Source organism: Streptomyces sp. NPDC051582 (assembly GCF_040681715.1).
GTDB lineage: Bacteria > Actinomycetota > Actinomycetes > Streptomycetales > Streptomycetaceae > Streptomyces.
This window is the reverse complement of the sequence record NZ_JBFAZJ010000022.1, coordinates 142,098-154,689: the sequence shown is the minus strand read 5'-3', so window position 1 is coordinate 154,689 and position 12,592 is coordinate 142,098. Positions and strand designations below refer to the sequence as shown.

Genomic DNA, 12,592 nt, shown 5'->3' with positions numbered 1-12,592 from the left:
CCCCATACTACCCAACCGCACCCCACACCCGCGCCGGGGCCCCCCCCCCCCCCGGCCGGCTCGGGGGGCGCCCCCGTCTCGTATACGAAAAGCGGGTCAGCGCATCTTTCCGCCGCGCGGCATCCGCATGCCCTTGGGCATCGGGCCCTTCGGCAGCGGCATGTTGCTCATGAGATCGCCCATGGCCCGCAGCTTGTCGTTGACCTGCGTGATCTGCGGACCGGCCAGTACGCGCGGCAGCTTGAGCAGCGTCGTACGGAGCTTCTTGAGCGGGACCTCGCCCTCGCCGGTGCCCACGATGAAGTCGTGGACCGGGATGTCAGGCATGATCCGGGCCAGCTTCTTCTTCTCGGCGGCGAGCATCGGCTTCAGGCGGTTCGCGTTGCCCTCGGCGATCAGTACGACGCCGGCCTTGCCCACGGCCCGGTGGACGATGTCCTGGCTCCGGTTCATCGCGACGGCCGGGGTGGTCGTCCAGCCCCGTCCCACGTTGTCCAGTACGGCCGCGGCCGCGCCCGGCTGTCCCTCCATCTGCCCGAAGGCAGCCCGCTCGGCCCGTCGTCCGAAGACGATCGCCATCGCGAGGAACGCCACCAGGAAGCCCAGGATGCCCAGGTAGACCGGGTGGTCGATCAGGAAGCCGATCGCAAGAAAGACACCGAAGGTGACGATTCCCACGCCCGCGACGATCAGACCGACCTTCGGGTCGGCCTTGCGCGTCATCTTGTACGTCAGGGCGATCTGCTTCAGTCGCCCGGGGTTCGCAGCAGTCTCTGCGTTTGACTTCCTCGCCATAGAGCGAAGTTTACGTGGCCTGCGGGGTCCGGGTGGCCGCGGCCTCGAGTACGTGCTCGGTTTCGACCCGGTCCTTGGCCCTGCGGCGGTCTTCGAGGACGGCGCTCCATGCGTTGCGGCGGGCGCCGCTCATGAGCAGCGACTCGAAGCCCCGGAAGGCGTCGGTGAACGACGGAATGGCAATGGCGCGTACGGGCGCGGCCTGCATGATGTCGATCCCTTTCACGGTGCTGGGCGGTTCGGGGACGGTCTGGGGCGCACGGCGGCGCGTGGCGGTGGTGTGCGCCGGTGTGCGCGGTGCGTGGAGCCATCGTCACTGACTGGTGTTACCAGGGCATGACCGGTCGGTCAAACGGTGATGAAACATTTACGCGGCCCGCCGGACTCTCCGTGCAGAGAGCCTAGGGGCCGCGTCGATGCGGTGTTACCCGTCAGTAAGACTTTGTGCGTGAGTTCACACACTCCATATGGTAGCGCGCGTCACACCTCGGCGCGCGTCTGCGCGCCCTCGGTCGAGCCCCGCTTCTCCATCGCCTGCGTGTACAGGCGCCCGGCGCGGTAGGACGAGCGGACCAGCGGGCCGGACATCACGCCGGAGAAGCCGATCTCCTCGGCCTCCTTCGCCAGCTCCACGAACTCGGCCGGCTTCACCCAGCGCTCGACGGGGTGGTGCCGCGGCGAGGGCCGCAGGTACTGGGTGATGGTGATGAGCTCGCAGCCGGCCTCGTGCAGCTCCTTCAGCGCCTGCGAGACCTCCTCGCGCTCCTCGCCCATGCCCAGGATCAGGTTGGACTTGGTGACGAGGCCGTAGGCGCGGGCCTGGCGGATCACGTCGAGGGAGCGCTCGTAGCGGAAGCCGGGGCGGATCCGCTTGAAGATCCGCGGCACGGTCTCGACGTTGTGCGCGAAGACCTCGGGGCGGGAGGCGAAGACCTCCTCCAGCAGCTCCGGGACCGCGTTGAAGTCGGGGGCCAGCAGCTCGACCTTGGTGCGGCCGCCCTCGCGTCCCGCCGTCTGCTCGTGGATCTGGCGCACGGTCTCGGCGTACAGCCACGCACCGCCGTCGGCCAGGTCGTCGCGCGCGACGCCCGTGATCGTGGCGTAGTTCAGGTCCATCGTGACGACCGACTCGCCGACGCGGCGCGGCTCGTCCCGGTCCAGGGCCTCGGGCTTGCCCGTGTCGATCTGGCAGAAGTCGCAGCGCCGGGTGCACTGGTCGCCGCCGATGAGGAAGGTGGCCTCGCGGTCCTCCCAGCATTCGTAGATGTTGGGGCAACCGGCTTCCTGGCACACGGTGTGCAGTCCTTCGCCCTTCACCAGGGCCTGCATCTTCGTGTACTCGGGACCCATCTTCGCCCGGGTCTTGATCCACTCGGGCTTGCGCTCGATGGGGGTCTGGCTGTTACGGACCTCCAGGCGCAGCATCTTGCGTCCGTCGGGTGCGACTGCGGACACGACCGGCTCCCTGTGACTTCGATTCTTCGGCGCCCACCAGGGTACGCCCGTAATTTCATACGCTCTTACGTCGGCCAACCTGGCGGTGACCGGCCGCATTCCCCCGGGCGTCAGCCCGCGGCGGGCACGATCTCCCTCGGGCGCGGTTCCGCCTGCTCCAGTACGTCCTTCAGGTGGCGTTCGATGACCGGCAGCACGTCGGCGATGGAGATCTCGCGGCCCAGTTCGTACGAGAGCGAGGTCACACCGGCGTCCCGGATCCCGCAGGGGATGATCCGGTCGAACCACGTGCTGTCCGGGTTCACGTTGATCGCGAAGCCGTGCATGGTGACGCCCTTGGCGACGCGGATGCCGATGGCGGCCAGCTTGCGGTCCTCGCGGCGCTGCCCGGCGTTGGAGGGGGCGTACTCGGGGCCGTTCAGACGGGGGTCGAACTCCTCGTCCGTCAGGCGCGGGTCGAAGTCGAGGGAGAGCCCGCCGATCGCCGGCCTGTTCTCGACCGGGTCGCCCAGGACCCAGACCCCGGAACGCCCCTCGACCCGGGTGGTCTCCAGCCCGAACTCGGCGGCGGTGCGTATCAGCGCCTCCTCCAGGCGGCGGACGTGCGCGACGACGTCGACCGGGCGGGGCAGCTTCATGATCGGGTAGCCGACCAGCTGGCCCGGGCCGTGCCAGGTGATCTTGCCGCCGCGGTCCACGTCCACGACGGGGGTGCCGTCCAGCGGACGCTCGCTGTCGGCGGTGCGCCGGCCGGCCGTGTACACGGGCTGGTGCTCCAGCAGGAGGCAGGTGTCGCCGATCTCGTCCCCGAAGCGCGCGGCGTGGACCCGCCGCTGCTCCTCCCAGGCCTGGGTGTACTCGACGTAATCGGGTCCGAAGCCCAGATGGACAAACCCAAGCTCAGCCACCGCAGCGCCTCCTCGTTGAACCTGCCGTGTGCACGTATCGCACCAGCCAAGGGTACGGCGGCCGGATTCCGCCCCCTCAGTGGCCCGTCGGAGAGGGGCCGGCGGGGCCCGACGGGCCGGGCAAGCCCTCCTTCGGGTCCTCCTGCGGGCCGGGCGGCAGCGGCCTCGGCCTGCGCGACCGGCCCCGGGCCGCCGGCCGGTCCGGGTCCTCGTCGGCCGTCGGCAACCGTCGGTGGCCCTCCGAGTGGTCGTTGACCCAGCCGCACACGCCGCACGCGTACCGCCCGTCCAGTCCCGCGATGTACGTGCCGCAGCGCCGGCACTCGGCCTCGGTCAGCTCGGGCGCGGGCAGCGGTGCGGGCAGTCGTGCGGTGGCGGCGGTGGCGGAGGGCTCCGCCCGGGTGGGCCTGCGGGTCATGTCGCGCAGCGTACGCGGACGGAAGGGGTCGGTCCGTAAAGCGCCCTACCGATTCCTTTTGGTTTTCATGTTCCTGGCCGCGCTGTTGAACGCGCTACGCAACGCGGAACCCGGCCACCGCCCCGAGATCATCCGAGCGCTGGCGGAGCTCATGGCATTCTGGAAAAAGCGATGAGGGCACGGATTGAGTCGGGGCCCCCGCGGTCGAGCCGGCGGGGGTGCTGGCCTGCAATGTTGTTGAACGTCGCTTCTCGACTCAGAACAGCTGCGGTCCGCAGCCCACTCGCAGGGCTCCCGCAGGCACCTGGCACCGGCGGTCGGCTTGCGGTCGGGGTGCCTGATGATGCGGTGCTGATGGCCCCTGTCGGCGTGGCGCCGGATCAGGACGTTTTCGTCCGTGCCGGCCGTGCCGCTGAGGGGGCCACGCGCGGCGGCACGTTCCCGTGCCCACTTCCGGCACTTCTCGCATGAGGCCGGGGCCACGGCCCACGGGTGCGGAAACTTGCGTACCACGTACCGCTTGACCGCGTCTGTCCGCGCCTCCGCCATGACGCCCCTCCCGATGGCTTCGAGGTCGATGTCATGACCGTAGGGAGGGGGCTATCCGCACATCCACGTTGTTGCATGCTGTTGCACAGATTCACTCAAGTGCGCTGATGGCCTTGGCGATTAGGTCCCGGGCCGGCGTTCCGCGCACGGTGATGCGGGACAGGTCCGCGAAGGCCCGGAGGTAGGGCGGCCGGGTCATGCCCCGAGAGCGCAGCATCCTTCATCAGCTCTTGCAGACGGGTTGCCACGGCGGCCCGTGCAGCTTGGGCGATGGAGAGCGGGGAGGAGGGCATGAGCTGACCGGCCAGTGATCAGACGGCGTACTTCTCGTGCGGGATGCCGCGCTCCCACACTGCTTCGAACGCTGCCGCGCAGTGCGCTGCTACAGCAGGGTCTTCCGTCTGGTCGGTGTGCACCCACCGGCCCACCCCGTCGAAGACGTTGAACTGGACTAGCTTCCCGTCGAACAGCCAGAAGTCATTGCCCGGGAGGGCAAGGTCCGAGGCGTTGCGGCGAGGGAGCCAACGCACCTGCTCACCTGCCGTGACCTCCTGGACGAGGTCGAGCCACGGGCGCAACCATGACGCGCGGTCGTCCGGGTCGAGCCGGTGCCCGTTCTTCCACTCGGTGAAGCCGTCGATCTCGTTGTCGACGCCGTACCCGTCTCGCATCTCCAGATGTACGGCCGACTTCTGTACCGACCTGATCAGGTCGGAGAAGTCGTCCACCCACACGGCCGGGCATCCGTGATCTCCGGACTCGGGATCTTTACCGACGAACCGTAAGGCCATGGCGTGCCTCCCTGCCGAGCGCGTTGCGCCTGGTTGCATGACCTCACCCTGAGGGATCGCTGTGGTCAAGAGGGCCCCTCTCGGCTGGATTCAGCACCGTGCCAGCACCGCTCTACCCATCCGGCATTGACCCATCCGGATGAGTCAGTTATCGGCCAACGATCCTTCCTGGCCACGGGTCTCTGTCCACCCCGGGTCCCGTTCTGCACACGATCGGATGAATGTGGGACAGAGAGGGCGGCATGAGCGGAGTTCGCCGCTACATTCACGCCGTTCACAGGGCCGGGACTCCGGTCCGTCACGTCAGGAAACCGTGGAGCCGATGACGGAACGACCTGCCCAGCGCGTCCCCAACCGGCAGCTCGCGGCGCTGATCGCGGAAGCCGGGTTCTCCAACGCCGGCCTGGCCCGCCGCGTAGACCAGCTCGGCCTGGAGCACGGTCTCGATCTGCGGTACGACAAGACCTCCGTGACCCGGTGGCTGCGTGGGCAGCAGCCGCGCGGGACCACCCCGGCGCTGATCGCCGAGGTCTTCACCCGGCGCCTGGGCCGCAGGCTCTCCGCACAGGACCTGGGCCTGGACGCGTGCGCGCCCGTCTACGCCGGTCTGGAGTTCGCGGCCACCCCGGAGGAGGCCGTGGACATCGCCAGCGGCCTGTGGCGCAAGGACTCCGGCTCCCACGCGGAGCTTCGGAAGATCGCGTTCACCCCGGCCGGGCTGGTCGTGCCCAGCCGGGACTGGCTCATCGGGCGCGCCGACGAGCGCGTGGGCCGCGGCGCGGACCCGGCGACCGCTGCCGCCGCGGCGGCAGCGGCGGCAGCGGCGGCGGCCGCGGCCCGCGTCCCGGTCCAGGGGCGCGGCTCGGTGCCCCGGCAGCGGCAGATCGACCGGGGGCCCGGCCAGCGGGTGACGAGCGGGGACATCGCGGCGCTGCGCTCGGTGAGCGACCTGTTCCGGACCCTGGACCACACCTACGGCGGCGGGCACGCCCGGCAGGCCCTGGTGCGCTACCTGGAGCACGAGGCCGAGCCGATGCTGCGCGGCACGTACGGGGAGACCACCGGGCGCCGGCTCTTCTCGGCCGCGGCCGACCTGACCCGGCTCGCGGGCTGGACCTCGTACGACATCGCCGCGCACGGGCTCGCCCAGCGCTACTTCGTGCAGGCGCTGCGCCTCGCGCAGGCCGCCGGGGACCGGCCCTACGGCTCGTACGTGCTGGTGACCATGAGCCGGCAGGCGGTCTACCTCGGCCACGGCCGCGAGGCGGTGCAGCTGGCCCGCGTCGCGCAGCAGGGCGTCGGCTCGGGGCCGCCGCCGGTGGTGCAGGCGCTCCTGCACTCGGCGGAGGCGCGCGGGCACGCCGTGCTGGGCGAGGTGCGGGCGGCGACGGCCTCGCTGGTACGGGCCGAGCGGGCGCTGGGCGCGGCCCGGCCGGGGGACGACGTGCCCCACTGGGCTCGCCTCTTCGACGAGGGGCAGCTGGCGGACGAGTTCGGGCACTGCCACCGGGACCTCCAGCAGTACCGGGCCTCGGCGCAGCACGCGGAGCGCTCGCTCCAGCTGCGGGCGCCCGGGTTCGCGCGCTCGCGGCTGTTCTGCCGGGTGGTGCTGGCGACGGCGCGGCTGGGACTCGGCGAGCTGGACCAGGCGTGCGCGCTGGGCGCGGAGGCGGCGCAGCAGGCGATGGAGATGCGGTCGGTGCGCGCGGTGGAGTACGTACGGGACTTCGAGCGGCGGCTGGAGCCGTACCGGGACGCCTCGGCGGTGCGGACGTACCGGGACCGGGTGGCGGCGCTGTCCTGAGGCCGTGCGGGCGGGCCCGGTTCCGCGGCGGAACCGGGCCCTCGGTTCACGGTCGGATGGTGGTTCTCAGGCCACCGCCCGGACCGCGGGCTCCGCGCTCGCCGGGAGCCGGATGCCGAAGTCGCGCAGGGCGGCGGTGGCGGCGCGGCGGGCCGAGTGCAGGGCGCCCTGGACGGTGTTGGAGTCGCGGTGGTCGCCGCACACGTACAGCCCGGCCAGGACCCGGACCGGGCGGCGCAGGTCGTACGGCGGCGGCATGGCCGGGACGGCCTCCGGGGCGTGGTGGACGGCCAGCAGCTCCCAGTCGCGGGTGCCGGTCTCGTACAGCCTGGCCAGGCGCGAGGCGACCGTACGGGCGGGCGGCGGCGGGCCGAGCACGGTGGTGGTGACCAGGCTGCGGCCTGCCGGGGCCCGCGTCGGGTCGACCGCGCTCATCACGGCGGTGTGGGCCACGGGCCAGCGCGGATCCCCGTCGAGCAGGAGCGAGCCGTCCCAGGGGAGCGGGGCGGCGGTGGCGTGGTGGATGACGGTGACCTCGTGGAAGGCGGGCACCCGCAGCCCCGGCAGCAGTTCGGCGGCGGCCCGGGCGCCCGTGGCCAGGACGGCGGAGCGGCAGCTGAAGTCGCCGTGCTCCTCTGTGGTGACCAGATTGGTCGCCACCGACCGGACCCGGACCCCGGTGCGCACCGTGCCGGGCGGCAGGGTGGCGGCGAGGAGTTCGGGCAGGGCGGCGGCCCCGCCCTCGGGCACGGCGAGCCGGCCGCGGGCGAAGGTGCGCAGGGCCAGGTCGGCGACCCGGCTGGAGGTGGTGAGCTCCGGATCGCGGAGCAGTGCGGTGAGCAGGGGGCGCAGGGTCGCGCCGAGGGCCCGGGAGCGCAGGGCGGCGAGCGCGGTGCGCTCGGGGCGGGCCAGTACGCGTTCCACCGGCAGGGCGGCGAGCCGGCCGAGGTACGCGCTGAGCCGGGCCTGGTCGAAGGATCCGCTGGCCAGCGCGCGGGCCGGGGTCAGGGCCCCGGCCCGCAGCTGTCGGCCGTCGGTGTGGACGAGCACCCCGGGCGCGAAGGGGCGGAGGACCAGGCCGGCCAGGCCGGGGGTCCGGTCGAGTTCCGTGTACGAGGTGTTGAGCAACTGTCCGATCCGGTCCAGCCGGAATCCGTCGACGTGCTCGGTGGCCATCCGGCCGCCGGGATCGTCGGCGGCCTCCAGGACGGTGACCGTGACCCCTGCGGCGATCAGGTGGTGCGCCGCCGCGAGTCCTGAGACCCCGGCTCCTACGATGACGACGTCCGCGTGCTGTGCGGTGCGGTGCGAGCTGGTGAGCACGTGCCCCTCCCCGAGGTCGGCGCGGCTGTGTGGGAATCCTCCTTCCCCCAACGGGCTCCAGGGGAACCCGAGTTCGGTGGGGTATTACGGCCGGCTCCGGTCGCACACCGGTCGCACGCGGGTCACAGACGGTCGCACGGGGGCGGGATCGCCGGGCTATTCGGCCAGTGCGGCGCGGATCGACTGGTCGATGCCCGGGTCCCGGAAGGTGAAGCCGGACTCCAGGAGCCGGGCCGGGCGCACCCGCTGACTGCCGAGCACGTCCCCGGCGAACTCCCCGAGTACGAGGCGCAGGGCGGGGGCCGGTACGGAGAACGGTGTCGGCCGGTGCAGGACGCGGCCCATCGCGGCGGTGATCTCGCGGTTGGGCAGCGGTTCGGGGGCGGTGAGGTTGAGGGGGCCGGACAGGCCGGGGGTGTCGATGGCGTGCCGCAGGGCGGCGATCTCGTCGCGCAGGGAGATGAACGACCAGTACTGGCGGCCGTTGCCGAGCCGGCCGCCGAGCCCGGCCTTGAAGATCGGGAACAGTTTGCCCCAGGCCCCGCCCTCGGCGGCGACGACCAGTCCGGTCCGGGCGAAGACCGTTCGCACGCCGGCCCGCAGGGCGGGGGCGGCGGCCGCCTCCCACTCGACGCAGACCTCGGGCAGGAAGCCCTGCCCGGCGGGGGCGTGCTCGTCGACGGCGCGGTCGCCGGTGTCCCCGTAGTAGCCGATGGCGGTGCCGCAGACGAAGACGGCGGGCGGCGCGCCCTGCGCGGCGATCGCCCGGGCCATGGCGTCGGTCCCCGCGACCCGGCTGTCCCGGATCTCCTTCTTGTACGCGGCGGTCCAGCGGTGGTCCCCGACCCCGGCCCCGGCGAGGTGGACGACGGCCCCGCAGCCGGCGAGCCCGGCGGGGTCCACGTACCCGCGCCGCGGATCCCACTCGGCCTCCTCGGGCACGGAGGGCGTACGCCGTACGAAGCGCACCACCTCGTGCCCGTCGGCCCGGAGGGACCGTACGAGTGCCTGCCCGATGAGCCCGCTGGAACCGGTGATCGCGATGCGCATGCCCCCATGATGGGGCCCCGGGGGTCAGGAGCCGCCCAGCAGGGTGCCCGCCGCGTAGGTGACGGCCATCGCCAGGGCGCCTCCCGTGACGTTGCGCAGGATCGCCCGGGGGGCGGGGGCCCCGCCCAGGCGGGCGCTGATCACCCCGCACAGCGTCAGCGCCGCCAGCACCGCCGCCACCGTCACCGGCACCCGCTGCGACGGCCCCGGCAGCACGATCGCCAGCAGCGGCAGCAGCGCCCCCACCGTGAACGCGATCAGGCTCGCGAACGCCGCGTGCCAGGGGTTCACCAGTTCGTCGGGGTTGATCCCGAGCTCCACCCGCGCGTGCGCCCGCAGCGCGTCGCGCTCCGTGAGCTGCACGGCCGCCTCCCGGGCGAGCTCCCCCTTCAGCCCTCCGGCCTCCAGCAGCTCGGTCAGTTCCGTCAGCTCCGCCTCCGGGTCCTGCGCCAGCTCCCGCCGCTCCGTCTCCAGGGCGGCCCGTTCGGAGTCCCGCTGGGAGCTCACCGAGACGTACTCCCCCGCCGCCATCGACAGGGCCCCCGCCAGCAGTCCGGCCACCCCCGCCGCGAGGATCGACGCCCGCTCGGTGGTGGCTCCGGCCACGCCCACCACCAGGCCAGCGGTGGAGATGATCCCGTCGTTCGCGCCGAGCACCCCGGCCCGCAGCCAGTTCAGCCGCGAGCTGATCTGCGCGCTCTGCCCGCCCGCGCCCGCGCCGGCGTCCCCGCCCGCCCCGCCGTCGGCGCCCGCGTCCGCACCCGCACCCGCATCCGTCACGGCACCACTTTCGGTGCCCGGACCCCGCAGGGCCACCCGGCGGGCCGGTCCGGCGTGCGCGCCCCGCGCCCGCGTACCAGGGTGGAGGGGTGAGACGCCGACGGGAGGAGCCTGGCTGGCTGCGCGGCAAGCCGCCACCGCGCTGGGCGCGGCTCGCGCCCGCCGTGGCCCTGGTGGTGCTGGTGCTCGCGCAGGCCATCACCCCGGGCGACATCGAGCTGGGCTACTTCCTGGCCGGCCTGCCCCCGGTCGCGGCCTTCGCGTACGGGGCGGCCGGGACCGCCGTCTTCGCCGGGATCGTGCTGCTGCTGCTGGGCGTGTCCTCGCTCGGGGTCGGGCACGCCCAGGGCGCCGATCTGGCCACGGTGGCCGTGGTCGCGCTGCTGAGCGTGGTGATCGCCTGGGTCCGGCGGCGCCGCGACGCGCAGCTGGTCAGCGTGCGGACGGTGGCGGAGGCGGCGCAGCTGGCGGTGCTGCCGCCGGTACCGGAGCAGGTCGGTCCGGTGCGCTGCGCCGGGCTGTACCGGGCTGCCCAGCGCGGCACCCTGGTCGGCGGCGACCTGTACGACGTACGGGTCGGGCCGTACGGGGTGCGGGCGCTGGTCGGGGACGTACAGGGGCACGGCCTGGCGGCGGTGGGCACGGTGGCCGCGCTGCTCGGCGCCTTCCGCGAGGGGGTGCTGGACGATCCGGAGCTCGCCACGGTCGCCGCCCGGCTGGACCGCAGGCTGCTGGCGGACACCGCGGGCTCGGCGGAGGGGGCGTCCGGGCAGGGGGCGTCCGAGCAGCCGGAGCTGTTCGCGACGGCGCTGCTGCTGGAGTTCCCTCCGGGGCTGGACCTCGTACGGATCCTCTCGTGCGGGCATCCGTCGGCGCTGTTGCTGCGGGCGTCCGCGGTGTCCGAGCTGGCCGTGGAACCGGGGCCTCCGCTGGGCCTCGGGCTCGCCGGACCGGACCTCGCGGTGGTGGCCGACGTACGGCTGCTGCCGGGCGACCGGCTGCTGGCCTACACGGACGGGGTGACGGAGGCCCGGGACGCGGCGGGCGAGTTCTACCCGCTGGCGGCCCGGCTCCCGGTCCTGGAGCGGGACCCTGCGGGAGTGGTCGAGGCGGTGTGGCAGGACCTGCTGAAGTTCACCGCCGGCGGCCCCCGCGACGACGTGGCCCTGCTGGTGCTGTCGCTCCCGGAGGCCTGACGGCCCGATCCCGGGGACGCCAGCCGGCAGCGTCCGGCTGGCGTCCGCCATGCCACCGGCGGGCGTCCGGCAGGCCGTCGGGCCGGCCGGACGCCGTCGGGCAGGGCTCAGGCTCCGTTGCTGACGATGAAGGCGCGGACCAGCTTGCACGTGACGTTCGACGGGCGGTGGACGCCCGTGCGGACGGCCATGGTGCGGATCTTCCGGTTGGTGGCGCGGCGGGCGTCGTACGTCCCCGAGTCGAGCAGGGATATCGCCAGCCGCATCGCCTTCAGACGGCGGTTGTGGCTCTCGTACCACTCGCGGGGCAGGCCCGCCGGCAGCGGCTTCTTCTTGACGGGCTCGAAGGTCATGGCAGTGGCCATCTACAGCCTCCCAAACGGTAGTTGGCTTCCTGTCGTTCTCCCTCGATTTTACCGGGGACCACTGACAAAAGCCCCTGGCCAGACAGGCTCTGACTAGGCTGGGGAACATGGAGATCTGGATCAATCCCGCCTGCTCGAAGTGCCGCAGCGCACTGACCCTGCTGGACGCGGAGGGCGCCGAGTACACGGTGCGCCGCTACCTGGAGGACGTACCGTCCGAGGCCGAGATCCGCGAGGTCCTGGGCCGGCTCGGCCTGGAGCCCTGGGACATCACCCGCACCTCGGACCCGCTCGCGAAGGAGACCGGCGTACGGGAGCTGCCGCGCGAGGAGACGGACGAGGCCCGGGGCCGCTGGATCGCCCACCTGGCGGCGCACCCCAAGCTCATCCAGCGCCCGATCATCACGGCGGAGGACGGCACGGCGGTGGTCGGCCGCTCGGAGGAGGCGGTCCGCGAGGCCCTGTCCCGCCGCCCCTGACCCCACGGCCCGCACCCGTTCCTGATCTCGGCTTCACCCACACACCCCATAGGGTGTGAAACACGACAAAGGGGGATGCACCGCACCGAAGGACCGCGTCAAAGGACAGTGATGACCGACGAGCAGGCCCGGCCGGACGAACACGGCCCGCAGGACGAGGAGCGGCTCCCCCGACCCCACCTGCCCCCACCGCGCCGGGGCGCCGACTGGATGTTCGGCGGGGTCTACGGGACCGTGCTCGCTTCCGGCCTGCTGGCCGCGCTCGATCAGGCGGGCGGGAAGTCCACCCCGTTCTACGACGCGAGCTGGGTCCTGGTCACCGCCGGCGCGGCCGCGCTCGCGCACGGCTACTCCCACCACATGACCAGCCATCAGTCCGGCTCCGCCGCCCACCGGTGGCGGGTGCTCTCGCGGGCTCTGTGGAACGAGTGGCCGATGATCGTGGCCACTCTTCCCACCGTCCTGCTGCTGCTCGTCTCGGGGCTCACCCACTGGGACTCCCACGCGGTGACGGCCGTCGGACTGGGCCTGAACACCGCACTGCTGTTCGCCTGGGGCTCCTTCGTGGCGCTGCGCGTCGGCTACCGGCTCGGTTCGGCCCTGCTCATGGGCCTGGCGGACGCCACCATCGGCCTCGCCATCATCGTGGCCAACGCCGTCATCAAGTAGCCCCGCCGCG

Annotated in this window: 14 protein-coding genes; 4 read left to right on the top strand and 10 right to left on the bottom strand. The window is 72.8% G+C overall.

Annotation, left to right across the window (positions count from 1 at the left end; genetic code table 11):
• Nucleotides 1–96: 96 nt before the first annotated feature.
• From AB0M92_RS26690 to AB0M92_RS26665, 6 genes are all read right to left on the bottom strand, one after another.
• Nucleotides 97–795 carry a DUF4191 domain-containing protein gene (locus tag AB0M92_RS26690; protein WP_030863407.1) on the bottom strand — a complete coding sequence of 233 codons (699 nt, stop codon included), beginning with the start codon at nucleotides 793–795 and terminating at the stop codon, nucleotides 97–99.
• A 10-nt stretch (nucleotides 796–805) separates the two neighbouring features.
• Entirely contained in the window at nucleotides 806–1,003 is a 198-nt protein-coding gene (locus AB0M92_RS26685) for a hypothetical protein (protein ID WP_030863404.1), read from the bottom strand.
• A gap of 272 nt (nucleotides 1,004–1,275) precedes the next feature.
• The gene (gene lipA, locus AB0M92_RS26680) at nucleotides 1,276–2,250 is read right to left on the bottom strand and encodes a lipoyl synthase (RefSeq protein WP_366104822.1); all 975 of its coding nucleotides are present in this window, start codon (nucleotides 2,248–2,250) and stop codon (nucleotides 1,276–1,278) included.
• Nucleotides 2,251–2,360: 110 nt separating this feature from the next.
• Nucleotides 2,361–3,158, bottom strand: coding sequence for a lipoyl(octanoyl) transferase LipB (lipB, locus tag AB0M92_RS26675; RefSeq protein ID WP_366104821.1), 798 nt, complete (start codon nucleotides 3,156–3,158; stop codon nucleotides 2,361–2,363).
• A gap of 76 nt (nucleotides 3,159–3,234) precedes the next feature.
• A complete protein-coding gene (locus tag AB0M92_RS26670; protein ID WP_366104820.1) occupies nucleotides 3,235–3,576 on the bottom strand; it encodes a hypothetical protein in 342 nt (113 codons plus the stop codon).
• Between the two features lie 860 nt (nucleotides 3,577–4,436).
• Nucleotides 4,437–4,916, bottom strand: coding sequence for a DUF6879 family protein (locus tag AB0M92_RS26665; protein ID WP_366104819.1), 480 nt, complete (start codon nucleotides 4,914–4,916; stop codon nucleotides 4,437–4,439).
• Nucleotides 4,917–5,238: 322 nt separating this feature from the next.
• On the opposite strand from AB0M92_RS26665, the gene AB0M92_RS26660 reads away from it, so the two are divergent.
• Nucleotides 5,239–6,720 carry a regulator gene (locus AB0M92_RS26660; protein ID WP_366104818.1) on the top strand — a complete coding sequence of 494 codons (1,482 nt, stop codon included), beginning with the start codon at nucleotides 5,239–5,241 and terminating at the stop codon, nucleotides 6,718–6,720.
• A 66-nt stretch (nucleotides 6,721–6,786) separates the two neighbouring features.
• On the opposite strand, the gene AB0M92_RS26655 is transcribed toward AB0M92_RS26660, so the two are convergent.
• The 3 genes from AB0M92_RS26655 to AB0M92_RS26645 form a co-directional block, all read right to left on the bottom strand.
• The gene (locus AB0M92_RS26655; protein WP_366104817.1) at nucleotides 6,787–8,043 is read right to left on the bottom strand and encodes an FAD-dependent oxidoreductase; all 1,257 of its coding nucleotides are present in this window, start codon (nucleotides 8,041–8,043) and stop codon (nucleotides 6,787–6,789) included.
• Between the two features lie 156 nt (nucleotides 8,044–8,199).
• Complete coding sequence (locus AB0M92_RS26650; protein WP_366104816.1) at nucleotides 8,200–9,093, bottom strand: TIGR01777 family oxidoreductase; 894 nt, start codon at nucleotides 9,091–9,093, stop codon at nucleotides 8,200–8,202.
• Nucleotides 9,094–9,117: 24 nt separating this feature from the next.
• Nucleotides 9,118–9,783 (bottom strand): VIT family protein, encoded by a 666-nt coding sequence (locus AB0M92_RS26645; protein WP_366104831.1) that lies wholly within the window; start codon nucleotides 9,781–9,783, stop codon nucleotides 9,118–9,120.
• A gap of 179 nt (nucleotides 9,784–9,962) precedes the next feature.
• Here AB0M92_RS26645 and AB0M92_RS26640 point away from each other — a divergent pair, with 179 nt between their 5' ends.
• On the top strand, nucleotides 9,963–11,069 hold the full coding sequence (locus AB0M92_RS26640; protein WP_366104815.1) for a PP2C family protein-serine/threonine phosphatase: 1,107 nt from the start codon (nucleotides 9,963–9,965) through the stop codon (nucleotides 11,067–11,069).
• A 107-nt stretch (nucleotides 11,070–11,176) separates the two neighbouring features.
• Here AB0M92_RS26640 and AB0M92_RS26635 read toward each other — a convergent pair whose 3' ends face one another.
• The gene (locus AB0M92_RS26635) at nucleotides 11,177–11,434 is read right to left on the bottom strand and encodes a hypothetical protein (RefSeq protein WP_048477132.1); all 258 of its coding nucleotides are present in this window, start codon (nucleotides 11,432–11,434) and stop codon (nucleotides 11,177–11,179) included.
• Nucleotides 11,435–11,541: 107 nt separating this feature from the next.
• Here AB0M92_RS26635 and AB0M92_RS26630 point away from each other — a divergent pair, with 107 nt between their 5' ends.
• Complete coding sequence (locus tag AB0M92_RS26630; RefSeq protein WP_366104814.1) at nucleotides 11,542–11,913, top strand: ArsC/Spx/MgsR family protein; 372 nt, start codon at nucleotides 11,542–11,544, stop codon at nucleotides 11,911–11,913.
• A 111-nt stretch (nucleotides 11,914–12,024) separates the two neighbouring features.
• Nucleotides 12,025–12,582, top strand: coding sequence for a hypothetical protein (locus AB0M92_RS26625; RefSeq protein ID WP_366104813.1), 558 nt, complete (start codon nucleotides 12,025–12,027; stop codon nucleotides 12,580–12,582).
• Nucleotides 12,583–12,592: the final 10 nt, after the last annotated feature.